Annotated in this window: 22 protein-coding genes and 2 pseudogenes; 11 read left to right on the top strand and 13 right to left on the bottom strand. The window is 73.2% G+C overall.

Annotated elements, in window-relative coordinates; all coding sequences use genetic code 11:
* Window positions 1-109 (top strand): annotated as a pseudogene (locus ABZ646_RS01855) (DNA cytosine methyltransferase); the annotation flags it as partial.
* Here the strand turns inward: ABZ646_RS01855 and ABZ646_RS01850 are convergent.
* The 4 genes and pseudogenes from ABZ646_RS01850 to ABZ646_RS01835 form a co-directional block, all read right to left on the bottom strand.
* Window positions 91-420: pseudogene (locus ABZ646_RS01850) on the bottom strand (RNA polymerase-binding protein RbpA); the annotation flags it as partial. The pseudogenes ABZ646_RS01855 and ABZ646_RS01850 sit on opposite strands and share 19 nt — an antisense overlap.
* A 280-nt stretch (window positions 421-700) precedes the next feature.
* Complete coding sequence (locus ABZ646_RS01845) at window positions 701-2,056, bottom strand: MFS transporter (protein ID WP_360511897.1); 1,356 nt, start codon at window positions 2,054-2,056, stop codon at window positions 701-703.
* A 38-nt stretch (window positions 2,057-2,094) separates the two neighbouring features.
* Window positions 2,095-2,862 carry a glycerophosphodiester phosphodiesterase gene (locus tag ABZ646_RS01840; protein WP_360511895.1) on the bottom strand — a complete coding sequence of 256 codons (768 nt, stop codon included), beginning with the start codon at window positions 2,860-2,862 and terminating at the stop codon, window positions 2,095-2,097.
* Window positions 2,859-3,512 carry a hypothetical protein gene (locus ABZ646_RS01835; protein WP_360511893.1) on the bottom strand — a complete coding sequence of 218 codons (654 nt, stop codon included), beginning with the start codon at window positions 3,510-3,512 and terminating at the stop codon, window positions 2,859-2,861. The genes ABZ646_RS01840 and ABZ646_RS01835 overlap by 4 nt, the downstream gene beginning before the upstream one ends.
* A gap of 108 nt (window positions 3,513-3,620) precedes the next feature.
* Here ABZ646_RS01835 and ABZ646_RS01830 point away from each other — a divergent pair, with 108 nt between their 5' ends.
* Entirely contained in the window at window positions 3,621-5,120 is a 1,500-nt protein-coding gene (locus ABZ646_RS01830) for a PLP-dependent aminotransferase family protein (RefSeq protein WP_360511891.1), read from the top strand.
* 60 nt (window positions 5,121-5,180) lie between these two features.
* Here the strand turns inward: ABZ646_RS01830 and ABZ646_RS01825 are convergent, their stop codons facing one another.
* Both ABZ646_RS01825 and ABZ646_RS01820 read right to left on the bottom strand, forming a co-directional pair.
* The gene (locus ABZ646_RS01825) at window positions 5,181-6,740 is read right to left on the bottom strand and encodes an ABC transporter ATP-binding protein (RefSeq protein ID WP_360511889.1); all 1,560 of its coding nucleotides are present in this window, start codon (window positions 6,738-6,740) and stop codon (window positions 5,181-5,183) included.
* Window positions 6,741-6,777: 37 nt separating this feature from the next.
* Entirely contained in the window at window positions 6,778-6,972 is a 195-nt protein-coding gene (locus ABZ646_RS01820; RefSeq protein ID WP_046731976.1) for a hypothetical protein, read from the bottom strand.
* A gap of 218 nt (window positions 6,973-7,190) precedes the next feature.
* On the opposite strand from ABZ646_RS01820, the gene ABZ646_RS01815 reads away from it, so the two are divergent.
* Together ABZ646_RS01815 and ABZ646_RS01810 are read left to right on the top strand one after the other, a co-directional pair.
* A complete protein-coding gene (locus tag ABZ646_RS01815; RefSeq protein WP_360511887.1) occupies window positions 7,191-7,583 on the top strand; it encodes an ankyrin repeat domain-containing protein in 393 nt (130 codons plus the stop codon).
* A 300-nt stretch (window positions 7,584-7,883) separates the two neighbouring features.
* Window positions 7,884-9,302: a HEAT repeat domain-containing protein gene (locus ABZ646_RS01810; protein ID WP_360511885.1), complete on the top strand. Its 1,419-nt coding sequence runs from the start codon at window positions 7,884-7,886 to the stop codon at window positions 9,300-9,302.
* Between the two features lie 122 nt (window positions 9,303-9,424).
* Here the strand turns inward: ABZ646_RS01810 and ABZ646_RS01805 are convergent, their stop codons facing one another.
* Window positions 9,425-9,643 (bottom strand): hypothetical protein, encoded by a 219-nt coding sequence (locus tag ABZ646_RS01805; protein WP_360511903.1) that lies wholly within the window; start codon window positions 9,641-9,643, stop codon window positions 9,425-9,427.
* On the opposite strand from ABZ646_RS01805, the gene ABZ646_RS01800 reads away from it, so the two are divergent.
* The 3 genes from ABZ646_RS01800 to ABZ646_RS01790 are packed head-to-tail and all read left to right on the top strand — an operon-like array spanning window position 9,545 to window position 12,734.
* Entirely contained in the window at window positions 9,545-10,675 is a 1,131-nt protein-coding gene (locus tag ABZ646_RS01800) for a glycosyltransferase family 1 protein (RefSeq protein ID WP_360511883.1), read from the top strand. The two genes, ABZ646_RS01805 and ABZ646_RS01800, sit on opposite strands and share 99 nt — an antisense overlap.
* Entirely contained in the window at window positions 10,672-11,886 is a 1,215-nt protein-coding gene (locus ABZ646_RS01795; RefSeq protein WP_360511881.1) for a glycosyltransferase, read from the top strand. The genes ABZ646_RS01800 and ABZ646_RS01795 overlap by 4 nt, the downstream gene beginning before the upstream one ends.
* A complete protein-coding gene (locus tag ABZ646_RS01790; protein ID WP_360511879.1) occupies window positions 11,883-12,734 on the top strand; it encodes an SGNH/GDSL hydrolase family protein in 852 nt (283 codons plus the stop codon). The genes ABZ646_RS01795 and ABZ646_RS01790 overlap by 4 nt, the downstream gene beginning before the upstream one ends.
* Before the next feature lie 20 nt (window positions 12,735-12,754).
* On the opposite strand, the gene ABZ646_RS01785 is transcribed toward ABZ646_RS01790, so the two are convergent.
* The 5 genes from ABZ646_RS01785 to ABZ646_RS01765 are packed head-to-tail and all read right to left on the bottom strand — an operon-like array spanning window position 12,755 to window position 17,216.
* Complete coding sequence (locus ABZ646_RS01785) at window positions 12,755-13,624, bottom strand: biotin-dependent carboxyltransferase family protein (protein ID WP_360511877.1); 870 nt, start codon at window positions 13,622-13,624, stop codon at window positions 12,755-12,757.
* Window positions 13,621-14,238: an allophanate hydrolase subunit 1 gene (locus ABZ646_RS01780; RefSeq protein WP_360511901.1), complete on the bottom strand. Its 618-nt coding sequence runs from the start codon at window positions 14,236-14,238 to the stop codon at window positions 13,621-13,623. The genes ABZ646_RS01785 and ABZ646_RS01780 overlap by 4 nt, the downstream gene beginning before the upstream one ends.
* Before the next feature lie 44 nt (window positions 14,239-14,282).
* Window positions 14,283-15,041 carry a 5-oxoprolinase subunit PxpA gene (locus ABZ646_RS01775; RefSeq protein ID WP_360511875.1) on the bottom strand — a complete coding sequence of 253 codons (759 nt, stop codon included), beginning with the start codon at window positions 15,039-15,041 and terminating at the stop codon, window positions 14,283-14,285.
* Window positions 15,042-15,060: 19 nt separating this feature from the next.
* Window positions 15,061-15,900: a putative hydro-lyase gene (locus ABZ646_RS01770; RefSeq protein ID WP_360511873.1), complete on the bottom strand. Its 840-nt coding sequence runs from the start codon at window positions 15,898-15,900 to the stop codon at window positions 15,061-15,063.
* Complete coding sequence (locus ABZ646_RS01765; RefSeq protein WP_360511871.1) at window positions 15,897-17,216, bottom strand: MFS transporter; 1,320 nt, start codon at window positions 17,214-17,216, stop codon at window positions 15,897-15,899. Before ABZ646_RS01765 ends, ABZ646_RS01770 begins: the two co-directional genes overlap by 4 nt.
* 177 nt (window positions 17,217-17,393) lie before the next feature.
* On the opposite strand from ABZ646_RS01765, the gene ABZ646_RS01760 reads away from it, so the two are divergent.
* The 4 genes from ABZ646_RS01760 (at window position 17,394) to ABZ646_RS01745 (ending at window position 25,332) form a co-directional block, all read left to right on the top strand.
* A complete protein-coding gene (locus tag ABZ646_RS01760; protein WP_360511869.1) occupies window positions 17,394-18,089 on the top strand; it encodes a GntR family transcriptional regulator in 696 nt (231 codons plus the stop codon).
* A gap of 138 nt (window positions 18,090-18,227) precedes the next feature.
* Complete coding sequence (locus ABZ646_RS01755; protein ID WP_360511866.1) at window positions 18,228-19,754, top strand: hypothetical protein; 1,527 nt, start codon at window positions 18,228-18,230, stop codon at window positions 19,752-19,754.
* Window positions 19,755-19,818: 64 nt separating this feature from the next.
* Window positions 19,819-20,688 carry a hypothetical protein gene (locus ABZ646_RS01750; RefSeq protein WP_360511863.1) on the top strand — a complete coding sequence of 290 codons (870 nt, stop codon included), beginning with the start codon at window positions 19,819-19,821 and terminating at the stop codon, window positions 20,686-20,688.
* 48 nt (window positions 20,689-20,736) lie between these two features.
* Window positions 20,737-25,332 carry a hypothetical protein gene (locus tag ABZ646_RS01745; RefSeq protein WP_360511861.1) on the top strand — a complete coding sequence of 1,532 codons (4,596 nt, stop codon included), beginning with the start codon at window positions 20,737-20,739 and terminating at the stop codon, window positions 25,330-25,332.
* Window positions 25,333-25,379: 47 nt separating this feature from the next.
* On the opposite strand, the gene ABZ646_RS01740 is transcribed toward ABZ646_RS01745, so the two are convergent.
* Window positions 25,380-25,847: a hypothetical protein gene (locus ABZ646_RS01740; protein WP_360511859.1), complete on the bottom strand. Its 468-nt coding sequence runs from the start codon at window positions 25,845-25,847 to the stop codon at window positions 25,380-25,382.
* Window positions 25,848-26,046: the final 199 nt, after the last annotated feature.

The raw sequence follows: 26,046 nt of genomic DNA, 5'->3' as shown, positions 1-26,046 counted from the left end.
CGACCGGCCCGTCCCCACCGTGTGCGCCGGCGGCGGGCCCGGCGGCGGACCTGAGCCGTTCCCTTCAGGCTCCCGCAAGACGCTGTCCGACGCCCCGGAGCGCAGAACCGCCAGACGCTCCTCGAGGACCTCTTCGAGTTCCTCACGGGTACGCCGCTCCATCAGCATGTCCCAGTGGGTACGCGCGGGCTTGGCCTTCTTCTCTTCAGGGCCGTCGCCGTCCACGAGGAGTGCCTGGGCCCCGCAGACCTTGCACTCCCACTCCGGCGGGATCTCCGCCTCGACCGAGAAGGGCATCTCGAACCGGTGCCCCTTCTCGCATGCGTACTCCACGGCCTGGCGCGGAGCCAGGTCGATACCGCGGTCCGTCTCGTAGCTGGTCACCACGAGGCGCGTACCGCGAAGAGCTCGCTCACTCATGAATCGTGCCTCCCGGGCTTGTCGCCCACAGGACAGGTGTCGCTGTCGTCGTCATCCGGTCAACGTCCGGTCGGCGGTAAAGATTCCCGTTCCGGGTCATGCGTCGCCGTCGTAGCCGCCCCTTGTTGTACCCACCAGCGCCCGGTTTGTCACATCTGCTAACAGATGTCACCCAGCGTTTCGGCATCTTTGACGCGCAGTAACGGTACGCCTGGCAGGCCAAACGCGTACACTACCGCCCTTTCGCGTTGAACGCTAAATCTTCCGCTGGATCTTTCTGCTAGATCTTCTGTGGAACCGGGTTGCCCGCCTCTCCGACCGCCCGCCGTACCGGTACCCGCGCGAGCAGTGCGAACCCGATGACGAAGAAGGCCACCAGCGAGATGATCGCCGAACGGTAGCTTCCGCTCAGCTGGTAGGTGATCCCGAACAACAACGGTCCCAACCAGCTCATCCCCCGATCGCTCATCTCGTACGCCGCGAAGTACTCGGCTTCTTTGCCGGGCGGCACGAGATGGGAGAACAGCGAGCGCGACAGGGCCTGGCTGCCGCCGAGGACGAGACCGATGCCGCCCGCGAGGACGAAGAACCACACCGGCGCCCCGGCGGGCAGGAAGTACCCCGCCGCCAGCGTCACCGTCCACGCCACCAGCGACCCCAGGATCGTGCGCTTCGCCCCGTGGACCCGCGCCAGCCGTCCCATTCCCAGGGCGCCCACCACGGCCAGCACCTGCACCATCAGCACGGCGCCGATGAGCGTCGACTGGCCGAGCCCGAGCTCCTCGGAGCCGTACACGGAGGCCTGCGAGATCACGGTCTGGATGCCGTCGTTGTAGACGAGGTACGCCAGGAGGAAGGAGAGCGTCAACGGGTGACGGCGCATGTCCCGGACGGTCGCCGTCAGTTGACCCAGCCCCGGCGCCGTCGCCCCGGCCGTCCGGACTCCGCGGCCGCCGCGGTCGCGGAGCCGGCGCAGCGGCACGAGGGCGAAGGCGCCCCACCACAGACCCGCCGCGGCCAGGCAGATGCGGACCGCCTCGGTCTCGGACAGGCCGAAGGAGTCGTGCGCCGAGTAGAGGACCAGGTCGGCCACGAGCACCAGGGAACCGGACGCGTAGCCGAAGGCCCAGCCCCGGGAGGAGACGGTGTCGCGTTCCTCGGGGGCGGCGATCTGCGGGAGGTAGGAGTTGTACAGCATCAGCGCCACGGACTGGGCGGCGTTGGCGACCACCAGCAGCAGACCGCCGAGCAGATAGCGGTCGCCGTCCAGGAAGAACATGCCGGTCGTCGCCGTGGCCCCGGTGTACGCGGCGACGCCCAGCAGGTGCTTCTTACGGCCCGTGCGGTCGGCAGCGCCGGCCACCAGGGGCATGAGCACGACCGCCAGGACCACCGACAGGGAGACCGAGTACGCGAAGAACGAGCCGGCCCGGACCGGGACGCCGAGCGGGTGCACATAGCCGTCGGCGTCCGCCGCGTGGTCGGCCACCGAGGTGAGATAGGGGCCGAGGAACACGGTGAGGACGCTCGTCGAGTAGACCGAGCACGCCCAGTCGTAGACATACCATCCGCGCTGTTCGCGCCGCAGCCCGGCGGCCTCGTCCAAGGCCCCCGTCCGCACGGTCTCGGTGCCCACCCGTGCCCCTTGCCCTTCCCGCGGCGGCGCCGCGCGTCTCAGACCCAGACGCCCCGGTCCGTCATGACCTCGCGCAGCGTGTCGATGTGATCGGTCATGATGCCATCGACACCCAGGTCCAGGAGCCGGTGCATCCGCTCCGGCTCGTTGATCGTCCACACGTGGACCTGCAGTCCGCGCGCGTGGGCGGCGCGCACGAAGCGCCGGTCCACCACCGGGACCCCCGACTGGGACTCGGGCACCTGGGCCGCGACCGCCGACCGGCGCACCGCCGCGGGAAGTCCCCAGGAGCGCAGCCGCAGTCCGACCACCCCGCGGGTACCGAACGAGGTGGCGAGCCGGGGCCCGGCCAGCCGCTGCGCCCGCAGCACCCGCGCCTCCGAGAAGGAGCCGACGCAGACGCGGTCGTAGGAGTCCGTCCTCTCGATCAGGTCGAGGAGCGGGCGGAGGGCGGGCTCGGCCTTGGCGTCCACGTTCCAGCGGACGTCCGGGAACTCCTCCAGCAGTTCCTCGAAGAGGGGGAGCGGTTCACGGCCCGCCACGCGCGCGTGCCGTACGTCGTCCCACGGCAGGTCGGCGATCCGGCCGGCGCCGTCGGTGACCCGGTCCAGGGTGTCGTCGTGGAAGGCGACGAGCCTGCCGTCCGCGGTGGCGTGGACATCGGTCTCGATGTACCGGTAGCCCGCCTCGACCGCGCGCCGGAACTGCGCCACGGTGTTCTCCAGGCCGTCCGCGGCCCCGCCCCGGTGGGCGAAGGCGATGGGGCCGGGATGGTCCAGGTACGGGTGGCGTTTCGGCGTGCTCACTCCGGCAGTATCGCGTGTCCCGGTGACCCCGTGGCAACGACCGTGCTGCGGCCGGATGCCGCCGGAACGGCGAACACCTTCAGGAACAGCTGCGCGAGCGGCCCGATGGACACGGCGTACAGGAGCGTGCCGATGCCGACGGTCCCGCCGAGTACGAAGCCGGTGACCACGACCGCCACCTCGATCCCGGTCCGGATCAGCCGGATCGAACGTCCGGTACGACGGTGCAGCCCCGTCATCAGACCGTCCCGGGGCCCCGGCCCGAAACTCGCCGCGATGTACAGCCCGGTCGCCGCTCCGTTCAGCACGATTCCCCCCGTCATCAGCGGCACCCGCAGGGTGAACCCGTGCACCACCGGGACGACGGCGAGCGTGGCGTTCATCGCGAGGCCGATGACGAAGACGTTGGAGACCGTGCCGAGCCCCGGCCGCTGGCGCAGGGGGATCCACAGGACCAGTACGGCCGCGCCCACGATGATCGCCACCGTGCCGATGCTGAGCCCGGTGTGCCCGGCGAGGCCCTGGTGCAGCACCCCCCAGGGCTCCAGGCCGAGACCGGCCACGACGAGAAGCGCGGAGCTCACGCCGTACAGCGCGAGCCCCACGTAGAGCTGGATCAACCGTCGCCCGGGACGGCCTTGCGTGGACAAGGGATACCCCCGATGGGAGAGGTGGAAAAGGTGGCCTGACCCGTGTCACTCTGTGGCTTGGGAGGAAGAGCCATCCATGGCCAATTCGGGGAAGGTGGACTGATTCTCATGGCGCAGTGGACCTCGGCGGTTGGGGCCGCGCAGCTCGCCCGGCTGCTGAACTCGCAGCAGGACCGGCCGGCCGGCCCCGGAACCCGGCGCCCGCCCGCCTACCGCGCGCTGGCCGACGGCATCCGGCTGCTCGTGCTCGAAGGCCGGGTGCCGGTCGCCGCCCGGCTGCCGGCCGAACGCGAACTTGCACTCTCCCTGTCCGTCAGCCGTACGACCGTGGCGGCGGCCTACGAGGCGCTGCGCGCGGAGGGGTTCCTGGAGTCCCGGCGCGGCGCCGGCAGCTGGACCGCCGTCCCGGCGGGCAACCCGCTGCCCGCCCGAGGCCTCGAACCCCTGCCTCCCGAGGCGCTCGGCTCGGTGATCGACCTCGGCACCGCCGCCCTGCCCGCCCCCGAGCCCTGGCTGACCCGGGCGGTCCAGGGCGCTCTGGAGGAACTCCCGCCCTACGCCCACACCCACGGCGACTACCCGGCAGGCCTGCCCGTCCTGCGCGCGATGATCGCGGAGCGCTACACGGCGCGCGGCATTCCCACCATGCCCGAGCAGATCATGGTCACGACCGGCGCGATGGGTGCGATCGACGCGATCTGTCATCTCTTCGGCGGCCGCGGCGAGCGCATCGCCGTCGAGTCGCCGTCGTACGCCAACATCCTCCAGCTGATGCGGGAGGCGGGCGCCCGGCTGGTGCCGGTGGCGATGGCCGAGGGGCTGGGCGGCTGGGACGTGGACCGCTGGCGCCAGGTACTGCGGGACGCGGCGCCCCGGATCGCGTACGTGGTCGCCGACTTCCACAACCCCACCGGGGCGCTCGCCGACGACGACCAGCGGCGCCGGTTGGTGGACGCGGCGCGCTCGGCGGGGACGGTGCTGGTCGCCGACGAGACCATGAACGAGCTGTGGCTGGACGAGGACGTGACCATGCCCCGCCCGGTCTGCGGCTTCGACCCGGCGGGTTCCACGGTCATCACGGTCGGCTCCGCCAGCAAGGCGTTCTGGGCGGGCATGCGCATCGGCTGGGTACGGGCGGCCCCCGACGTCGTCCGCAGTCTGGTCGCCGCGCGCGCCTACGCCGACCTGGGGACGCCGGTGCTGGAGCAGTTGGCGGTGAACTGGCTGTTCAGCACGGGTGGTTGGGAACAGGCCGTCGACCTGCGCCGGGTCCAGGCCCGCGAGAACCGGGACGCCTTGGTGACCGCGGTCCGCCGGGAGCTGCCCACCTGGGAGTTCGAGGTGCCGAAGGGCGGGCTGACGCTGTGGGTCCGGACCGGCGGGCTGTCCGGCTCGCGGCTCGCGGAGGCGGGGGAGCGGGTGGGCGTGCGGGTCCCGTCCGGTCCTCGCTTCGGGGTGGACGGGGCCTTCGAGGGGTACGTGCGGCTGCCGTTCACCGTGGCGGGAGCGGTGGCGGAGGAGGCGGCAGCACGGCTGGCCGCGGCGGGGCGGCTGGTGGAGTCGGGGGCGAGCGGGGGGAGCGAGGGGCCGAGGACGTTCGTGGCGTAGCGGCTGTGCCGCGGGTGGGCAGGGGCCGGTCGCGCAGTTCCCGGACCCCCGCACCCCACCTCAGCCCTCGGCCACCGCAGCTTCCATGGGCACTCCCGCCTGCTCCACCACCCCACTGCGCGGTGGCAGCAGGGCCAGTACCGCCTCCCGGTCCACCTCGCTCGTCGCGTCGTCGTACGGGTCCGGTGTCGCCGGTACCTGGAGGCGCAGCACCGGTCCGTGCCCCAGCCGGGCGTACCCCCGTCCCGGCGGCACCTGGGTCAACGGCGTCGTGTGCGGCGGCGCTCCCAGCACCGCCGTCAGCTCGTCCGGCAGCGCCGGTCCCAGCACGACACGCGCGCGCGTGTGCTGTCGTACCGCCTCGCTCAACATGTCCGCGCTGTCGAGGTGTTCGGCGACCGCCACGGTGACGTTCGCCGCGCGGCCGTGCCGGAGGGGGACCTGGAGGAGGGACTGCGGGTCCTCGTGGCCGTCTGCCGAGGCCAGGTGGACGAACGCGCTCGGCCGGTCCAGCAGGATCCACAGCGGCCGTCTGCAGTCCTCCGGCGGATGGTGCCCCGCCTGCCGCGCGAGGTTGAGGGCGATGAGCCGCCGCTCCGTCTCGTGCGCGGCCCACTCCAGGCTGGCCAGCGCCCCGGCCAGGCCGCACTCCACGGCGAGCACCCCGTCCCGGCCGCTGAGGCAGGCGTACTCACCGGTGCCGCCGCCCTCGACGACGAGTACGTCGCCGTACTGGAGGGCCTGCAGGGCGACGGAGCGCAGCAGGGTCGAGGTGCCGCTGCCGGGCCGGCCCATGACCAGCAGGTGGGGTTCGGTGGAGCGGGCGCCGGTGCGCCAGACGACCGGCGGTACGTCACGCTGCTCCTCGCCGTACCCGAGCGGGAGGGTGCGCAGGACCTCGGTGGGGTCGGTGAAGCCGAGGACCGTCTCGCCCGGCGTGGTGACGAAGCGCTGGGCGGCGATGTCGGTGGGCAGCGGGGCGAGGACGGTCACCGTGAGCTGGTTGGCCTCCTCGTCCCACGCGAAGTGGTACTCGCGGCCCCGGCCGGACTTCGCGGTGAGCAGGTGCTCGATCCCCGCGCGGGCCTCGGGCTCGCCGTCCGGGAAGTACGCGGGGTAGCGGATCACCAGTTGGCCGATCCGGCCCGTGTCGTCGAACTCGTGGGCGAGGAATGCCTTCTCCCACTCCCCGCCGTGCGCGTACAGCGGTGCCGGGTCCTCGGCGGCCGAGAAGTACGGCACCAGGGCCTCGTACAGGGACTGGAGTCGCTGGGTCTGGGACTCGTCGGGGCCCTCCGGCGGGGGCGGGGTGCGGTCGCGGCCCTGCCAGGCGCTCGCCGCCATCAGGGTGATGACGGCGAGCAGCGGTCCGTACGGCACCAGGGCCACGACCAGGACGGCCGAGGCCGCCAGGAAGAGCAGTGGCCCGCGCCTGTCCTTGGGTGTCTCCGCCCACCTGCGCCGTCCGGCCGAGGCCAGTCGGCTCAGCCCGCGGGTGACGGTGATGAGCGGGTGGAGGACGTCGGTGGCGTTGTCGGCAGCCGTCCGGGCCAGCTCCCGGCTTCGGGCGAGCTGCGCGGTGCCGTTGCTCAGAATGCGGGGGAGAGGGCGCCGGGCCACTGCTGTCTCCTGGTGGTGCGTACGGGCGGGACGAGCGTCAGAACTTGATGCCGCCGAGCAGGCTCGCCAGGCTCTCGCCGCCGGCCTTGATGCTCGGCGCGATGGCCGTGCTGGCGAGGTAGAAGCCGAAGAGCGCCGAGACCGTGGCGTGCGAAGGCTTCAGCCCGTCCTTGCGGAAGAAGAGGAAGACGATGATGCCGAGCACGATGACGCCTGAGATGGAGAGGATCATTGAGATCTCCTGGTGTCGAGGGGGGACAGTCACCATGAGTTCTTCCAGCATCACAGAAGGTATCCATACGATTAAAGGTGCAATTGAGTGAATCTCGGTATATTTCACTCGGCTGGTGGATCACTCTCGACCGGAGCTGACCGGATTGCCCGCCCGCCCCGAACCAGTACGCTGGCGACTCACTCGTACGGCAGCACCCAGGAGAGGCGGTCCCGGTGATGAGCGAAGCCCCCGACCCCGAGGTCGTGGAGCTGGCGACCAAGATCTTCGATCTGGCCCGGCAGGGCGGGACCGAGGCGCTGGTGGCGTACCTCGACGCGGGCGTTCCGGCCAACCTCACCAACGACCGCGGCGACTCCCTCGTGATGCTCGCCGCATACCACGGGCACGCCGAGGCGGTACGTGAGCTGCTCGCCCGGGGCGCCGAGGCGGACCGGGTCAACGACCGAGGTCAGACACCACTCGCCGGAGCGGTATTCAAAGGTGAGACGGAAGTGATCAGAGTGCTCCTGAAAGCGGGCGCGGACCCGGCGGCCGGCACTCCGTCGGCCGTCGACACCGCGCGCATGTTCGGCAAGGCGGACCTTCTGGAACTGTTCGGTACCCACTGACCCATCTGTTCTGACCAGTTAAAACACACAAAACGGGGGAGGCGGTACAGGGCCGCCGAAATTTCGGTCGCGGCAGGTCGAAGTGCCGAGTCATCATGACGTCGTGATTCACGGACGCGATGGCTGGGCAGGTGTTGCCGCACCGCGCGGGCCGTGATCGGCCCGCGCGGGCCACTGACGAGAGGCAGAGAGAAATGGTCTACAGCAAGCAAGAGACGGCGGGCGCCCCGACGTTGTGTCGCACGGCCAGGTAGTGCGTGTTCTCCGGTTGCGTCGACGCTTGATGTGAGGCTGTTTCCCATGTTCGATCCGGTCATAGCGCCCAGCGGTACGCTGCTCGGCCTGCTCCAGCGGGGCCGAGGCGACGGCACGCTGCACGCGCTCACCGCCCCGCGCGCCGAGGCGCTCGCGGCTCTGAACCACTGTGTGCTGAGCGACCCCCGCCACGACTGGCAGGTGGAGAACCGCTCCCTCTACTACGCCCGGCTCTACCTCGACCTGAACGGCGAGCTGGACGCCATCGAGGCACACCTCTTCGATCCCGAGGACGTTCTCGATCCCGAGGAGTCCCGCACCGGCCTCGCGCTGGCCGTGCTCGGGCACCTCGCCTCCTATGGCAGGAGGGACGCCCTCGAACTGCTGCGCAGGTACGCGGCGTGCGGCGCCAACTGGGCCTGGGCCCTGGACGAGCTGGCCCTGCGGGACGACGACGCGGGCCTGCGCGCCCTCGCCGCCCCGGTGCTCGCCCGTTTCGCCGCCGACGCCGAGGGCGAGGCCGAGCTGGCCGTCGCCGTACGGGACGCCTTCGAGCCACGGCCCTGGCGGCTGTGGGCCGAGGATCCCCGCGAGTCGATCGCCGCGCGCGTGCGTGCCGCGCAGGAGACCGGCTGCTTCGATCGCTGGCAACGCCAGATGCGACCTACCGGGCCCCGTCCGGGGTGGAGCGTGCAGGCGGTCTTCGAGTGGGCCCAGCAGGGCATCGAGCGGGGCGCGGCGCTCCATGTGCCCGCCGCCCGGTGTCTGGTCGCCGTCGCCGGGCCCGAGGACCGGCCGGAGATCCTCCGGGCCGCCGAGGACGGCACCGACGGAGCCCGCTGCACCGCGTTGCGCTACCTCGCCGACAGCAACGACCCCGCCGCGCTGAACCTGATCGAGGCCGCGGTGACCGACGGCACGGCCACCGTGGTGGAGGCCGCCGTCGACGCCTTCGAACGCATGCGCAGCATCGCCGCCGTCGGCCGCGCCCGCGGCTGGGCCCGCCGCCCCGACGCCCTCGGTGCGGCCGCCGGCCGGATGCTCGCCTGCCGGGGCGGCGCCCAGGACAGCGAACTGGTCCTCGCGGCGCTCCGGGAGGCCGTGCGCGGCGAAGGTCCCGACGCACCGACCCTCTGGACGCTCGTAGACGGCACCGGACGGCTCGGCATCGCCTGCGCCGCACCCGTCCTGCGCCACGTCTACCGCGAGACCGCCTCGTCACACCTGCGTGGCCGCACCGCCCGCGCCCTGGCCGCCACCGACCCCTCCTTCGCCACCGGCTTCGCCGTCGAATGCCTGTGGGACTGCGAGGAGACCACTCGCGAGATCGCCGCCCGGCACGCCGAGACCGGTGACGCCCGGGTCGTCGAACGACTCCGCCGGCTCGCCGCCGACCCCGCCGAGGAGGCCGAGGTCCAGACGGCCGTACGCAGCCGCATCGGACCGGACGCACCCGCCGTGTGACACGACACCACGGGGGACACGGCGGCACCACGGGATCCACGGGGAACGCGGCGGTACCGCGGGGAACGCACGTCGCGGGCGCGGACGACCGCCCGCCGGATGAACGGGCGATGACCGGCAGATCAGCCGGATATGGACACCGGCTGACCCGCTCGGGTGTGCAGAGCAACGCTCATGGGACGTTTAACATCCGGAAAGATCCACTTTGACGCGGCCACGTCCAGCACGGCGACAACACCGGTATGCGTGTCGTCATCGTGACCGAATCCTTTCCCCCCGATGTGAACGGCGTGGCCCACTGCGCGCTCCAGACCGCCCGACACCTCGTCGATCGCGGTCACGCTCCCCTCGTCGTCGCCCCCGCTCCCGCTCCCGGACACAAGCTCGCCGCGGCCGCCGCGCCGTGCCCCGTCGTCCACGTCCCCTCCCTCCCGCTCCCGGGCTATCCCCAGGTCCGAGTGGCTCTCCCCAGCCGCAGACTCGCGGCCGCGCTGATCGGGCACCGCCCCGACGTGGTGCACCTCGCCAGCCCCTTCATCCTCGGCGTCCGCGGCATGGCCGCCGCCGCACGGCTCGGCATCCCCGCCGTCGCCGTCTACCAGACCGACCTGGCCGGATACGCACGTACCTACGTGGGCGCCGGCGAGGCGGCCGCCTGGCGGCGGATCCGGTCCGTCCACGGTGCCGCCGACCGCACCCTCGCCCCGTCCACCGCCTCGATCGGCGACCTGGAGACGCATGGCGTCCCCCGGGTCCGGCTGTGGCAGCGCGGCGTGGACACCGTCCGCTTCCGCCCCGAGTTCCGCGACGAGTCGCTGCGCCGTGAGATCGCCCCGAACGGCGAGGTCATCGTCGGCTACGTGGGCCGGCTCGCCCCCGAGAAGCAGATCGAACTCCTCGCCGGGGTCTGCGGCCTGGAGGGCGTCAAGGTCGTGATCGTCGGCGACGGGCCCAGCCAGGCCCACCTCACCGAGGCGCTGCCCGGCGCGGTCTTCCTCGGCCGCCGTACCGGTGAGGACCTCGCCCGGATCTTCGCCTCGTTCGACGTCTTCGCCCACACCGGCCCCTTCGAGACCTTCTGCCAGACCGTGCAGGAGGCCATGGCGAGCGGTGTCCCGGTCGTGGCCCCCGCCGCCGGCGGTCCGATCGACCTGGTCGACCACGGCCGCACCGGGTTCCTGGTCCCGCCGCGCGACGCCGGGGCCGTACGGGAGGCCGTCGCCTCCCTCGTCGCCGACGCCGGCCTGCGGACCGCGTTCGGCGCCGCCGCGCGGGCCACCGTCGAGGGCCGCACCTGGGCCGCGGTCGGCGACCAGCTGATCGGCCACTACGAGGACGTGCTCGCGGCACGCCGGCCGGTGGTGGCGGCATGAGCGCCTCCCCGTCCGTCCTGCCGGCGCCGCTGCGCATCGTCCGGCTGGCGAACTTCGTCGCCCCCTCCTCCGGGGGGCTGCGCACCGCCCTGCGCGAACTCGGGAAGGGCTTCGTCGCGGCAGGTCACGAATCCGTCCTGATCGTGCCCGGCGAGCGCTACTCGGACCGGGACGAGGAGCAGGGCCGGGTCATCACCCTGCCCGGCCCGCTGCTGCCCGGCACCGGCGGCTACCGCGTCCTGGTCGACAAGCGGCGGGTGCAGACCCTGCTGGAACACCTCGCGCCCGACCGCCTGGAGGTGTCCGACCGCACCACCCTGCGCTGGACCGGCCGCTGGGCCCGGCGCGCCCGGATCCCGGCCGTGATGGTCTCCCACGAGACCGCCGACGGTGTCCTGCGCACCTGGGGCATGTCCGAGAACATGTCCCGCCGCACCGCCGACGCGCTCAACGTCCGTACGGCGCACACCTACGCGCGCGTGGTGTGCACCACCGAGTTCGCCGAACGCGAGTTCGTCCGCATCGGCGCCCGCAACGTCGTCCGCGCACCGCTGGGCGTCGACCTGGTGAGCCGCCACCCCTCGCTGCGCGACCTCGACCTGCGGGCCCGGTACGCGCGCGAGGACGAGACGCTGCTGGTGATGTGCTCGCGGCTGTCCGTGGAGAAGCGGCCGGGCACCGCCCTCGACGCCGTGGACGCGATGGTGCGGCGCGGGCGGCGGGTGGTTCTGATCGTCGCCGGTGACGGGCCGTTGCGCGAGCGCCTCGAACAGCGGGCGCGGGAGCGCAGGCTGCCGGTCACCTTCCTGGGGCACGTCTCCGACCGGAGCACCCTGGGGGCACTGCAGGCGTCCGCGGACGTCTGCCTGGCGCCGGGGCCCGCGGAGACCTTCGGGCTCGCCGCCCTGGAGGCCATGGCCTGCGGGACGCCGGTGGTCGCCAGCGCGTCCTCCGCGCTGCCCGAGGTGATCGGATCCGCGGGAGCCACCGCGGCCGACCGCGGGGAGGCGTTCGCCGACGCCGTGGAGACGGTCCTGGAGCGGTCCGCCGCCGAACGCCGGGAAACCGCACGCGCGCGTGCGGAGTGCTTCGGCTGGCGAACGGCCGTGGAGGCGTTCCTCGACGCGCACGACGCGCCGCTGACGTGCCGCCGGGACGGGAACGCGGCGACGGCACCGGCGCGTCGTGTCGTGCCGGAGGGCGTGGCATGAGAACCGTACGGTTCGTGGCGCTCGGCGACTCGCTGACCGAGGGCGTGGGCGACCCCGCAGGCGACGGGTGGCGCGGCTGGGCCGCGCTGCTGGCCGGCGGACTCGCCGCGCGGGACGTGGACTTCACCAACCTCGCGGTCAGCGGGGCGCAGACCCGGGACGTGCTGGAACGCCAGACCCCTGCCGCACTGGAACTGCGCCCCGACATCGTCGCGGTCGTCATAGGCGTCAACGACACCCTGCGCTGCACCTTCGACATCCACGCGGTGGCCGAACGGCTGGACAAGGTCTACGCCGCCTTCACCGCGTCGGGCGCGACCCTGCTCACGGCGTGCCTGCCCGACCCCGGTTCGATGCTCGGGCTGCCGGGCGCCCTGGCCCGCCCGCTGGCCCGCCGGCAGCGCGCGGTCAACACGGTGGTGCACGCGCTGTCCGAACGGTACGGCGCCGTCCACCTGCACGCGGCGGAGGGCGCCTGGCTCGCCGACCGCGCGATGTGGAGCGCGGACCGGCTGCACCCCGGCGAGCGCGGACACCGGCAGCTCGCCGTCCGCTTCCACGCCCTGCTCGCCCCGTTGGGCAAGGCGACCGGGACGGCTCCGTCGTCCGAGCCCGAGTTCCCGGCGCCGACCAGGAAGGCGAGCCTGCTCTGGCTGGCCACCGCCGGTACCGCCTGGGTGATCAGGCGCTGCCGCGACCTGCTGCCCCAGCTGCTGCGGCTGGCCGTCGACGAGATGCGGCACCGTCGCAAGGGCACCAGCGCCCGCCTGGACCTGAGCGCGTCGGCCGCGGTCTCCGCCGCGCTGGCCGCCCTCCAGCCACCGGAGCGCCCGGCCGACGCCGCGTGACGGGGAGCCCGGACGGGGTCTCAGCGGCGGCGTACGGTCACGAAGCGCAGGGGGGTGCCCGGCACCGCCTGGGCCACTGCCGGGAGGTCGGCGGCGCGGACCACCGCGATCACCGGATAGCCGCCGGTGGTCGGATGGTCGGCCAGGAACACCACCGGGCGGCCGTCCGGCGGGACCTGGACGGCACCGAGCACCATCCCCTCGCTCGGAAGCTCACCGGGACGGGCCCGCTCCAGGGCCGGCCCCTCCGTGCGCAGCCCGATGCGGTTGCTCGCCGACGACACCCGGTACGCGCGCGAGGTGAACACCCCGAAGGCCTCGGGCGTGAACCAGTCGGCGCGCGGCCCGGGCATCACCCGCAGCACCAGCTCCGCCGGCGGGGACGGCTGCGGCGCGACGTCCACGCGCGCGTGCGGGCCCGCCGGAGTGCCCAGCGGCAGCACGGTGCCGCCGGTCAGCGGCGCGGGTCCGAGCCCGGAGAGCAGATCCGTGGCCCGGCTGCCCAGCACCGGATCGACGGCGATCCCCCCGGCGACGGCCACATAGCTGCGCACCCCGGACAGAGCGGCCCCCACCTCCAGGAGCTCGCCGGCCGGCACCAGGACGGGCGCGCCCCATGCGGCCGGGCGCCCGCCCACCGCGACCGGGCACGGCGCGCCCGTGACCGCCACCACCACCGGGGAACGCGCCCGCAGGGCACAGCCGTCGAGGGTGGTCTCCAGGACGGCAGCCTCGGCGGAGTTGCCGACCAGGCGGTTGGCGAGGGCGGCGGCGGGCGCGTCCAGGGCACCGGAACGGGGCACCCCGAGATGTGCGTACCCGGGCCGCCCCCGGTCCTGCACGGTGGTCAGCGCCCCGGCCCGTACGACGACGAGCGCACGGTCGGTCATACGTCCCCCACCGGCACGAACCGGACCCGTGTCCCCGGCGCCAGCAGCGCGGCCGGCACGCGCGCGTGGTCCCACAGCACCGCCTCCGTCGTCCCGATCAGCTGCCAACCGCCCGGCGAGGAGCGCGGGTACACGCCGGTGTACGGCCCGGCCAGCGCCACCGCCCCCGTCGGAACGGCAGTGCGCGGGGTGGCCCGGCGCGGCACGTCGTAGCGGGCCGGGAGTCCGGTCAGGTAGCCGAAGCCGGGCGCGAAGCCGCAGAAGGCGACCGTGAACTCGGTGCCCGCGTGGATACGGGCCACCTCCCGTTCGGTCACCCGCCAGTGCGCGGCGACGTCGGCGAGGTCCGGGCCGTCGTACCGCACGGGGAGTTCGATCGCGGCACGCGCGCGTGGGGTAGTGCGGGGGAACCCGGCGGTGGTCAGCTCGGCGGCCCGGCGGGCGGGGTCGTCGACGCCGTCGAGCAGGACGGTGCGGGCGGCCGGCACGATCTCGCGGACCGTAAGCGAGCCCTCCGCCCGGCGGCGCACCAACTCGGCGTGCAGGGACTGCACTTCCGCGCCGGAGCCGACCTCGATGAGCAGGGCGTCGTCGCCCACGAGGTGGGTGGTCATGGGCATGGTGGTGCCGGCTCCGGTGCCGGTCTCCGTTCCTGTGCTCACGCGAACGCCGCCACGGTCACGCCCACGTCCGAGAGCCGTGCGCGCACCCTGCGCGCCAGCTCCACGGCGCCCGGGGTGTCGCCGTGCAGACAGAGCGAGCGGGCGCGTACGGTGATGCGCGCGCCGGAATGCGCGGTGACCGCGCCGGAGCGCGCGAGTTCCACCGAGCGCTCCACGACCGCCTCCGCGTCGCTCACCACCGCCCCCTCCCGCCCGCGCGGGACGAGCGTGCCCTCGTCGGTGTACGCACGGTCCGCGAACGCCTCCGTGACAGCCGGCAGCCCCGCCTTCGCCGCCAGCGCCAGCAACCGCGAACCGGGCAGCCCGAGCACGGGCAGCGAGCCGTCCGCGAGGAGCACCCCGTCGACCACCGCGGCGGCCTGCTCCTCGTCGTGCACCACCCGGTTGTAGAGCGCGCCGTGCGGTTTCACATAGGCCACACGCGAGCCCGCGGCGCGGGCGAAGACCTCGAGGGCGCCGATCTGGTAGGCCACTTCGGCGGCCAGCTCCGCGGGCGGCACGTCCATCGCGCGCCGCCCGAACCCCGCCAGGTCCCGGTAGGACACCTGGGCGCCGATCGTCACCCCGCGCCCGGCCGCCAGCTCGCACACCCGCCGCATGGTGGCCGCGTCCCCGGCGTGGAAACCGCAGGCCACGTTGGCGCTGGTGACGACGGACAGCAGCTGTTCGTCGTCGGTGAGCCGCCAGCGGCCGAAACCCTCGCCGAGGTCGGCGTTCAGATCGATCGAGGTCATGGATCCGCTGTCTTTCCTGTCAGGCCACACGGAACTGCTCGTCGCGGGCGTCGCTGATGAACATCTGGCCCGGCGCGTGGGTGATGGCGAACGGCGGCCGCGAGGCCATTACCGCCGCCTGCGGGGTCACCCCGCAGGCCCAGAACACCGGGATGTCGTCCGCTTCGGCGTCCACCGGGTCGCCGAAGTCGGGCCGACCGAGGTCGTCGATGCCGAGCGCCGAGGGATCGCCGCAGTGTACGGGGGAGCCGTGCACCGCCGGGAGCAGACTGCTCTCCCGGATCGCGGCCGACAGGTGCTGCGGCGGTACCGGGCGCATCGACACCACCATCGGCCCGCGCAGCCGCCCCGCCGGGCGGCACGGGCGGCTCGTCACGTACATGGGCACGTTCCGGCCCTGCTCGACGTGCCGGATCGGCACTCCGGCCGCGGCCAGCGCCCACTCGAACGTGAAGCTGCAGCCGAGCAGGAACGACACCAGGTCGTCCCGCCAGTAGGCCTGCACGTCCGTCGGCTCGTCCACCAACTCCCCGTCCCGCCACACCCGGTAGCGCGGCAGGTCGGTGCGCAGGTCCGCGCCCTGCGCGAGCACCGTGCCGGTGGCACCGGCGTCGGTGACGTCGAGCACCGGGCAGGGCTTGGGGTTGCGCTGGCAGAACAGCAGCATCTCGTAGGCCCAGTCGGCGGGTACCGAGATCAGATTGGCCTGCGTGTGACCGGCCGCGACCCCGGCCGTGGCGCCCGTGAGGCCGGCCCGGAAGCGGGCCCGGGCGGTTTCCGGGCGCCACGCGTGCGCGTGCCCGTCGGCCAGGACGACAGGGCGGTCCTCCGTCGAGAGGACGGGTTCCGTGCGGTTCACGCCAGTTCCTTTCCGCGCGTCTCCGGCAGTCCGAGCAGTGCCAGGGCGGCGAGTGCGTAACCGGCCGCGCCGAAGACCAGCGCGCCGCCGACGCCCCAGCTGTCGGCCAGGAAGCCCACCAGGGTCGGGAAGACCGCGCCGACCGCGCGTCCCGCGTTGTACGTGAAGCCCTGCCCGGTGCCGCGGACCGCCGTCGGGTACAGCTCGCTCAGGTACGAGCCGAAGCCGCTGAAGATCGCCGACATGCAGAAGCCGAGCGGGAAACCGAGCACCAGCAGCAGCGTGTCGGCGCTGCCGGGGATGTGCGCGTACGCCAGCACACAGACCGCCGAGAGCAGCGCGAAAAGCCAGATGTTGCGCCGTCGGCCCAGCCGGTCGGTGAGATGACCGCCGGTCAGGTAGCCGAGGAAGGCCCCGGAGATCAGGAAGGCCAGATAGCCGCCGGTGCCGACGACCGACAGCCCGCGCTCGGACTTCAGATAGGTCGGGATCCAGGTCGCCAGCGTGTAGTAGCCGCCCTGGACGCCCGTCGACAGCAGGCCCGCGAAGACGGTGGTGCGCAGCAGCCCCGGGGCCTCGGCCGTACCCGGTCGGAAGATCGCCGTGAACGAGCCGCGTGCCGCGCTCTGTTCACGCGCGGCCGTCGCCTGCGGGGCGTCGTGCACCCGGCGCCGCAGCCACACCACGAGCAGCGCGGGCAGTGCCCCGGTCCAGAACATCACCCGCCAGGCCAGGTCGTCGCCGACGAACGAGAAGACCAGCGTGTAGACGATCGCCGCGAGGGCCCAGCCGACGGCCCATGCGCTCTGCACCGCGCCCAGGGTGCGGCCCCGGTGCCGGGCGCTCGCGTACTCGGCGACCAGGATCGCGCCGACCGCCCACTCGCCGCCGAAACCGAGGCCCTGCAGGGCGCGGAACACCAGAAGGGTCTCGTAGTCGGGAGCGAAGCCGCAGGCCACCGTGAAGACCGCGTAGGTGATCACCGTGATCATCAGGGCCCGGACCCGGCCGACCCGGTCCGCGAACACGCCTGCCGCGGCGCCGCCGAGCGCGGAGACGACCAGGGTGACCGTGGTGAACAGGCCGGTCTGGCCGCTGTCCAGACCGAAGTGGGCCGCGAGCGCGACCATGCTCAGTGGCAGGGTGAAGTAATCGTACGAATCCAGGGCATAGCCGCCGAAAGCGCCGGCGAACGCGCGTCGTCCGCGGGGACCGAGGGCGGGCAGCCAGCCGAACGCGCCGCCCTCGGCGGGGCGTTCACCTCTGGCCGGGTGCGTGTCGGAGGTCACGGCTTGCGGTGGCGGAGTCGTGCTCATGGGCACCTCGCAGATGAGGGACGGAGGGTGCGGGGACCGAGCGGTGCTGAGCCGTTCCATGAGGATGGTGAGGGAGCGTGATGGAGCGAGGGAGCGTGAGGAGCACCGTAGAGGATCGTTCAACGATCCTTCAATAGCTACGTTGTCTCGCCCTTGGGACTGCGGTTGAATTCGGGCATGACAGAGCAGCTGACGGGACTGGCCGACGACCGTGCCCTCCTCGGGCGGACCAGCACCGCCGAACGGGTCTCCGACATCCTCAGGAGCCGGATCGCCGACGGCTACTTCCCGCCGGGCACCCGCCTGTCGGAAGACGGCATCGGCGGCGCGCTCGGCGTCTCCCGCAACACCCTGCGCGAGGCGTTCCGGCTGCTCACCCACGAACGCCTGCTCGTCCACGAACTCAACCGGGGCGTCTTCGTCCGGGTCCTGACCGTCGAGGACGTCGAGGACATCTACCGCACCCGCGCCCTCGTCGAGTGCGCCGTGGTCCGCGGCCTCGGCGAGCCGCCGTACGCCCTGGACGCACTGGCGGCGGCGGTCGCCGAGGGGCATTCGGCGGCGGCCGGAGATGACTGGAAAGCAGTGGGTACGGCCAATATCCACTTCCACCGCGAACTCGTCGCCCTGGCCCGCAGCGAACGCACCGACGAACTGATGCGCAGCGTCTTCGCCGAACTCCGCCTCGCCTTCCACGTGGTGGACGACCCGCACGCCCTGCACGAGCCGTACCTGGCCCGGAACCAGGAGATCCTCCAGGCCCTTCGAACCGGTGACCGGCGCGGCGCGGAACGCCTGCTGGAGACGTACCTCACGGACTCCCTGGAACGAGTGGTGGACGTCTACCGCCGCCGAGTCGACAGCGCCCCGTGAGTCCGGCGCCCCACAAGATGCGCGACCAACCCCCTTCGAGTCGCACTCCGGGAGCCGGCCTGCAGTATCCGGTCCCACCGGCGGAGCCCTCCCGCGTCGTTTGGGCCGTTGTCAGACCAAGGACCTAGTCTGTGCACCGTGACTTCGCCTGCACCGACGGACAGCGTTCCGCCCCAGCTCAGCGCGGGGCCGCGCCCGGCGCCGGGCCCGGCCGCCGACGAGGGGCTGGCGCGGCGGCTGCGCGCGCTCGCCTGCACCGCGCCGCTGCACGACCTCGACGCCCGCAAGGCGAACCTGGCCGGCGAGTACTCGGTGTACGGCATGGCCGAGGTGGCCCTCTCCGCCATCGACCTGGTCACGCTGAACATGGACTTCGACACCGGCGCCGACCACGAGCAGATCGTCGCCCGGCTCATCCCGCGCATCTCCGCCCAGACCCCGCACCGTCCCGCCGCCGAGCACGAGCGGGTGGCCCGCTGGGTCCTGGAGAACCTGATCAACGTCGGCAGCGTCGACCGCGGCTTCCGCGCGGTGTACGGCACCTTCGCGCCCGACGGCTCGTACGTCCGCCGGGACTACGACTTCAAGCTGATCGAGGAGGTGCCGGGCCCGGGCGGCACGGTCTACCTCCGCACGACCGACGAAGCGGTCAACGTCCTGGTCGGCGCCCTCGACACGGACGTCACCAGCGCCCAGATCGCCGCCGAGGTCAAACTGGAGGTGCTGATCAACCGCGGCCGGCTGGCCGACGCCCAGCTCGCCGCCGAGCAGGCCCGCTACCGGACCGTGCAGTACTCGGAGAGCCTGCGCCGCGCCCTGGAGGCCACCCGTCGCAACGTCCGCGCGGTGGACTGGCTCAACGCCGTGCCCGACATGATCGCCGAGGCGCTGGACCACGTCGCCGACCGGTACCGGCACGAGAACGCGATCCTCACCAACATCCGCAAGGCCCGTGACGAGACCGAGGACACCGAGAACAAGCGCCGCGCCGCCGAACTCGTCGACATCGTCAAGGACTGCATCCGACGGCACACCCAGTTGCAGTCGCGACTGCTGGAGGCCGGCCCGCTGTTCCGCGCGGAGCAGGACCGGCAGGCGTTCGCCACGCCCATGACGACGTCCGGGACAGACCTCTACGGTCATCTCCTGGCGCCGGTGCTGCCGTTGCCGCTGGAACAGGCGAGCCGGGTCACCGGGGCCTTCTTCGCGCGCGGGACCGGCCTGCGGACACCGGTCTCGGTGCGGGTGGGCGACCTCGTCGACATACTGCTGACGCCGCCCGTCGAGCGGGAGCACCTCGGTGCGGAGATGCCCGAGCCGGACCTGATCGCCACGCCGGACGACAGCCGGTTCAGCGAGGCGCAGCTGGCGGCCGCGACGGAACTGCTGGACCTGCCGGCCGACGCGCCGCGGCGGTTGTCGGGGCTGCTTGCCGAGGCCCGCCGCACCGATCCCGAGCTGCCCTATCTGGTGGCCCTGCTGGCGGTGCACGCGGCCAGCCCTGCGGTCGGTACGGCGTACCGGCAGGGGGAGGAGAAGCTGCTGTTCGCCGTGGACGACGGGACAGAGCTGGACGATCCCGAGTTCGGCGGGGCGGATCTGATCGTGGGCACCGCTCTGCTCGACGCGGCGGGGATGGCGGCGGACCGGACCGAGGCCGCCTGATGCCGTGTGTCGGGTGTGAGACCCGTGAACTTCTGCCTGTCCCTGAGTTCGAGGAGTTGTCGTTGTGAGCGAGTACGTCGAGGCCGAGGTGTCTGCCGGGGCGGCGCCCGCTGCCGTCACGCCGGCCGACGCCGCCGATGCCGCGCGGCTCGTCGCCTTCGGGCTGCAGCCCAAGCTGCAGCCCGCGCGAGACCAGGAGTACACGGAGCTGCTGCGGCGCCACCGGGAGGACCCCGCGTTCGCGCGGCTCGCGGATGCCGTGGCCGCCGGTCTCGGGCTCGTGGTCCTCGAGGTGTCACCCCGCGCGGGGATGGCGGTGACCGCCGCGGAGGACTCGGTGTTCGCGGTTCGCATGGGCGACTACGCACGTCGCACCTCCGCGGACGGCGGCGACCGGTTCCTGCACGGGCTCGCCCATCTCGCCGTCGCCGCGCTGGCGTTCCCCCGCCCCGAGGACCTGGCCGACGACGGCTACATCGGGCGGATCACGGTCAACGGTGTCGACGCCTTCGTCCGGCAGGCCTGCCGTCGCCTGGAGGAGCGGGCGGAGGAACTGGGGGAGAACACCGACCCGGCCACCGACGCGCCCGGCCTGGAGGCCGCCTGGCGGATCTGGGCCAGGCGCAGCGCGACCGGCGCCACCAAGGACGCCCGCAGGCTCGCCGGTTCCACCACCGGCATCATCGGCAAGGCGGTCGCCTTCCTCACCGACTCCGGCTTCCTCCAGCGCACGGGTGACGACCAGGGCGGCACCTACCGCACGACGGCCCGCTACCAGCTCCAGGTACGGGACATGGCAGGCAGCGCCGCCATGGCCGAGCTGCTCGAACTGGGGGTCGTCCCGGTCACCGACGGCACGGCCAGCCTGATGCCCGCCGAGCACACCGAGGACCTGGACCTGGTCGCCGACGCCGGGCTGCCGTTCCACTCCTGAGCCCTCCGTACCCCTTTACCCCTTTCCCACGTATTACGAGAGTCCGCCATGTACGAGCTGTCCCGGGTCCGCCTCTACTCCATCGGGCCGGCCGGTGCGCGCTACGCCGACACGGTGCTGGACCTGCGGGGCGTCGGCGAGCCGGTGCCCGACCCCGCCCCCACCCAGGCGGAGTTCTTCGAGGAGGAGCCGGTCGGGCCGCCGCGTCGGCCCGCGCCCGCCGGCGTGCTCTTCCTGGAGAACGGCGGCGGCAAGTCGGTGCTGCTCAAACTGATCTTCTCGGTGATGCTGCCGGGGCACCGGAACACCCTCGGCGGCGCCAGCTCGGGTGTGCTGCGCAAGTTCCTGCTCGCCGACGACTGCGGGCACGTCGCCCTGGAGTGGCAGCACACGCTCACCGGTGAGTGCGTGGTCGTCGGCAAGGTGAGCGAGTGGCGCGGGAGGCAGGTCTCGAACGACCCGCGGAAGTTCGCGGAGGCCTGGTACTCGTTCCGCCCCGGTCCGGGTCTCTCGCTCGACAGCCTGCCCGTCGCCGAGTCCACCGCCGTACGGCCGCCCGTGGAGGGCGCCTCCGGGGCGCAGGGACGGCGTCGCACCATGAAGGGGTTCCGGGACGCCATCTCCGAGGCGAGCAAGGTGTACCCGCACCTGGAAGTGCACTGGGAGGAGATCCACGACCGCTGGATCGAGCACCTCGGCGACCTCGGCCTGGACCCCGAACTCTTCCGTTACCAGCGGGAGATGAATGCCGACGAGGGCGAGGCAGCCGGCCTGTTCGCGGTGAAGAAGGACTCCGACTTCACCGACCTGCTGCTGCGCGCCGTCACCGACACCCGGGACACCGACGGACTGGCCGACCTGGTGGGCGGCTTCGGCAACAAGCTGGGGCGGCGCGCCGAACTGATCGCCGAGCGGGACTTCACCGCCGGCTCGGTGGACCTGCTCGGGCGGATCGTGGAGGCCGCCGAGGCACGCTCACGGGCGCGCGACATCCACGCCGGCGCCGAGCGCCGTACCCGCACGCTGGCGCGGCGCCTGTCCGCGCGAGGCGTCGAGGAGCGGGCCCGTGCCGGCGACCTCGCCCAGCAGGTCACGGCAGCCGCCCACGCGGTCACCCACTCCGAGGACGCCCGCGAGCGCAGCGCGCTGATCGCCGCCGAACTCGCCTACCGGCACGCCTCGCTGGCGCTGGCCGTCGGTGAGAAGTCCGCCGCCGCGCAGAAGCGCGAACTGGCCGAGGCGCGCACCCTGCACTCCGCCTGGCAGGCCGCCGAGGCCGTCCTGCGCCACCGCGCCGCCGCCGACCGTGTCGCGCGCGTGGCCGCCGCCATCCAGGAAGCCGAGCGCGACGCGGCCCCCGCCCTCGCCGCCCGCGCCAGGGCCGCCGTGGATCTCGTACGCGCCCTGCACGCCGCCGCCGAGAGCGCCGAGCACCTCGCCAACGAGGAGGAGGAGCGGTCCGCCGCCCTCCAGGAGGTCGGCGACGCCGCGTACCGCGACTCCACCGCCGCCGCCACCGAGGCCCAGCGAGCCCGCAGCGAGGTCGGGCATCTGCGCCAGCGCCTCGGCGAGGTCGAGCAGGAGACGGCCGAGGCGGTCCGCGCGGGCTGGCTCGACGACAGTGCCCCGGACGCCGACCCGGCCCGGGCCGCGCTCGCCGCGAGCGACGCCGAGAAGACGGCCGTCACCGCCTGGGACACCGCCCGCGAGGCCTCCCGCAAGACGAGCGAGCACGCCCGCGAGGCAGCCGCCGCCGAGTCCCGTGCCGAACTCACGGCGGCCCGCGCGGCGGACGCGGCGACCGCGGCGGAGCGGACGTACGACGCCGAGAAGCGGCTGGCCGAGAGCCTTGCCGCGGAGGACCGGCTCGCCGAACTGCTGGGCCTCACCGGTTCCCGTACGGTCATCCCGCGGCCCCGGCACGCGGGCGGCGAAGACACGCTCAGCCCCGAGGAACTCGACCGGTTCGCCGACGAGTTGCGCGAACTGCTCGACGACGCCGTCGGCTCCGCCGAACGCCACCTGTTCGAACTGCGCACGGCGGCCGCCGACGACTCCCGGATCCTCGGCGCCCTGGGTGACGGCGGTCTGCTGCCGCCCGGACCGGACGTGCTGGCCACCGTCGAGTTCCTCGGCGAACACGGCATCCCGGCGCTGCCCGGCTGGCGCTATCTCGCGCAGGCCGTCGACCCCGCAGACCACGCGCGCGTGCTGGCCGCCCGCCCCGAACTCGTCGACGGCGTCGTCATCACCGACCCCGACACACACGCCCGGGCCCGCGAGGCGCTGAGCGACGCGGCCCTGCTGCCGCGCTCCGCCGTCGCCGTCGGCACGGCCGCCGCCCTGCTCGCACCGACCCCGCCCGCCGACGCCACCCCGGGCGACGTGTTCCTCGTACCGCCGAACCCGGCCATGCACGACGAGCACGCCGCCGACGAGGAACGGCAGGCGCTGCGGGCCCGGGCGACCGAGCGGGACGAGGAGATCCGCACCCTCGCCGCGCGGCTCGGAAAGGACCGCGAACTGGCCGCCAGGCTCGCCTCCTGGCGCACCGGCTGCCCCGCCGGACGGCTCGTGGAGCTGGCCCAGGCCGCCCAGGAGGCGCGCGTGTTCGCCGAGGAGGCCGAGGCAGAGCTGGCCGAGGCGCGGACCGTGCGGGCCGAGGCCGAGGAGGCCGCCGCCGAGGCCGCACAGGTACGCGACGAGCGGCAGGAGGCCGCACAGAAGGCCCGGCGCGCCGCCGACGCCCTGGCCGGGCTCGCGTTCCGGCTGCGCGAGCGGGCCGGCTGGCAGGTCAAGCTCCGCGAACTCGCCGACGAGGCGGCCGAGTCGGAGGCCCGCGCCCAGTCCTGTCTGGAGCGCGCCCGCGCCGCCGACGAGGACCGGCGCGGCGCCCAGCGTGCCGCGGACGACGCCCGCCGCACCGCCCGAGCCCTGCGTGCCGAGCGCTCCGAGATCGCCGGTGCCCCCGACGACGTACCCGATGTGGACGAGGACGCCCCGAAGTCCTCACTGCCCGCCCTGCGCGAGGCCTACCGGACCGCTTCCCAGGTGTACGAGAAGGTCGGCGTCGGCGCCGATCTGCGTGCCGAGCAGGCCCGCGCGGAAAGCGACGACAGCGCCGCCCTCGCCGAGCTGAACCGCCTGAGCAACAAGGTCCGTACCCGCGCGGAGCAGTTGCTCCAGTCGCCGGACGGCTCCGACGGCCCCTCCCGGCAGGCCGCCGCCGCCCGCGCTGAGGAACTGGTACAGCTCCTGGAGACCCGGATGTCCACCGCCAGCGAGCAGCTCGGACGGCTGCGCGGCGAGGCCGAACGGCACGCCCCGCAGGACGGCGGGGTCCACACCGAACTCCCCGAGGAGTTCCAGCCGCGCGACGCCGAGCACGCACAGGCGCTGCTGCGCACCGCCGCCGCCGAACTGGCCTCCCGCACCGAGGCGCTGGCCCAGGCGAGGGAGGCCCACGCCGAACTGCTGGCGGCCCACCGAGCGGCCGAGGACGCGGCGAGCGGCTTCGACGAACTCGCGGCCATGCTCCGTGACCTGCTGCGCGAACACACCGCCGAGGAGGAGCAGGCGGAGCCGGAGCCCTACCCCGGCAGCCCGGAGGAGGCCCGGCAGTCCGCCGCCGAGGCCCGCAGGTCGCTGCGCGGCTGCGCCGGTGACCTGTCCGCCGCCGAGGCCGCCGTACGCGAGGCGAGCGATGTGCTCGTACGGCACGCCAACTCCACCCGCTACGAGGCCGTACGCACCCCCGCCCGGCAGCAGATCCGCGAGCTGCCCGCCGCCGCGCTGCCCGAGCACGCCCAGAAGTGGGCCGACGCCTTCGCTCCGCGGCTGCGGGTCCTGACCGACGAACTGGCCCAGCTGGAACGGAACCGGGACTCGATCGTGGACCGGCTGCGCGGGCTGGTGGAGTCCGCGCTGGCCACCCTGCGGTCCGCGCAGCGGCTGTCCCGGCTGCCCGAGGGGCTCGGTGAGTGGTCCGGGCAGGAGTTCCTGCGCATCCGTTTCGAGGAACCCGACCAGGCCACCCTCACCGAACGCCTCGGCGAGGTCATCGACGAGGCGACCAGAGCCGCCGTGAAGAAGAACTCCGATCTGCGCCGGGACGGAATGTCGCTGCTGCTGCGGGGCGTCGCGGCGGCGCTGCAGCCGAAGGGCATCGCCGTGGAGATCCTCAAGCCGGACGCGGTGCTGCGCGCGGAGCGGGTGCCGGTGGGTCAGATGGGCGACGTGTTCTCCGGCGGGCAGCTGCTGACCGCCGCGATCGCCCTGTACTGCACGATGGCCGCCCTGCGGTCCAACGACCGGGGGCGGGACAAGCACCGGCACGCCGGGACGCTCTTCCTCGACAACCCCATCGGCCGTGCCAACGCCACCTACCTGCTGGAGCTCCAGCGAGCGGTGTCGGACGCCTTGGGCGTGCAACTGCTCTACACGACCGGGTTGTTCGACACCACCGCGCTGGCCGAGTTCCCGCTGGTCATCCGCTTGCGCAACGACGCCGACCTGCGGGCCGGTCTGAAGTACATCAGCGTGGAGGAACATCTCCGGCCCGGGCTGCCGCAGCAGCCGCAGGCCGGTGAGGCCGTGCACAGCGAGATCACGGCCACCCGGATGTTCAAGAAGCCGTCGGCCTGAGGGCTCCCTGGTCCACCGGTGGGCACGGTGGCCTTACGCGGGTGTCCTCAGGGGTGGGACAGCTGCCCGGCCTGGCCGCCGCGCCGACGTATCCGCTTCTGTTCGCGCCCGGCGGCACGCTCCTGCCGCCGGGCCGCGCGCCGCTCGCGCCGCAGTGCCCGCGCCGTGCTGCTCGGCTCGGAGACCACGCCGTTGCGCTGGTTCCACACCTGGCGGGTCACCCAGACGTCCACGACGCTCCAGGTGGCCACCACTGTGCTCACCACGCTGCTGATCACCATCGGGAACGCCAGCCAGGACTCCGCCATCGTGCAGAAGAACGCCACCATGGCCAGGATCAGCGTCACCGAGATGATGATCAGCGCCCGGACCCCCGCGGTGCGCACCGGGTCCGGCATCCGGTACCGCTTGGCGGGTTCCTCGACCCACAACGGCCGGTACCGCGCGTGCTGTTGCGCCGTCGAGCGCGTGACCGCACCGTCCTCGGGCGCCAATCGCCGCTGAGCCGTCCCCATCAACGTGTCACTCCCCACCGCCGGCAGACCATCGCACCGGAGTCCGACGACCCCGGCTCCCCAGTGGCTGCCCGGCTTACGTTGTTTTACGCCGCCGGGATACGGGATACGGCTCCTGTGGCCGATTCCGCACCCATTGCCCACCAACAAGGACGAACGAACTCGCCCGATGATTCCCGACCAGCGAAAAATTCCGGCC

The sequence above is a fragment of the Streptomyces sp. NPDC007162 genome (assembly GCF_040634175.1).
Classification (GTDB): domain Bacteria; phylum Actinomycetota; class Actinomycetes; order Streptomycetales; family Streptomycetaceae; genus Streptomyces.
This window is presented reverse-complemented; position numbering and strand designations above follow the sequence as displayed.

Coding starts and splice junctions, on each gene's coding strand:
- ABZ646_RS01790 (WP_360511879.1), top strand. CDS start 11,883: ATGAGAACCGTACGGTTCGTGGCGCTCGGCGACTCGCTGACCGAGGGC.
- ABZ646_RS01820 (WP_046731976.1), bottom strand. CDS start 6,972: ATGATCCTCTCCATCTCAGGCGTCATCGTGCTCGGCATCATCGTCTTC.
- ABZ646_RS01815 (WP_360511887.1), top strand. CDS start 7,191: ATGAGCGAAGCCCCCGACCCCGAGGTCGTGGAGCTGGCGACCAAGATC.
- ABZ646_RS01745 (WP_360511861.1), top strand. CDS start 20,737: ATGTACGAGCTGTCCCGGGTCCGCCTCTACTCCATCGGGCCGGCCGGT.
- ABZ646_RS01800 (WP_360511883.1), top strand. CDS start 9,545: ATGCGTGTCGTCATCGTGACCGAATCCTTTCCCCCCGATGTGAACGGC.
- ABZ646_RS01775 (WP_360511875.1), bottom strand. CDS start 15,041: ATGACCTCGATCGATCTGAACGCCGACCTCGGCGAGGGTTTCGGCCGC.
- ABZ646_RS01785 (WP_360511877.1), bottom strand. CDS start 13,624: ATGACCGACCGTGCGCTCGTCGTCGTACGGGCCGGGGCGCTGACCACC.
- ABZ646_RS01810 (WP_360511885.1), top strand. CDS start 7,884: ATGTTCGATCCGGTCATAGCGCCCAGCGGTACGCTGCTCGGCCTGCTC.
- ABZ646_RS01760 (WP_360511869.1), top strand. CDS start 17,394: ATGACAGAGCAGCTGACGGGACTGGCCGACGACCGTGCCCTCCTCGGG.
- ABZ646_RS01765 (WP_360511871.1), bottom strand. CDS start 17,216: ATGAGCACGACTCCGCCACCGCAAGCCGTGACCTCCGACACGCACCCG.
- ABZ646_RS01830 (WP_360511891.1), top strand. CDS start 3,621: ATGGCGCAGTGGACCTCGGCGGTTGGGGCCGCGCAGCTCGCCCGGCTG.
- ABZ646_RS01795 (WP_360511881.1), top strand. CDS start 10,672: ATGAGCGCCTCCCCGTCCGTCCTGCCGGCGCCGCTGCGCATCGTCCGG.
- ABZ646_RS01780 (WP_360511901.1), bottom strand. CDS start 14,238: ATGACCACCCACCTCGTGGGCGACGACGCCCTGCTCATCGAGGTCGGC.
- ABZ646_RS01740 (WP_360511859.1), bottom strand. CDS start 25,847: ATGGGGACGGCTCAGCGGCGATTGGCGCCCGAGGACGGTGCGGTCACG.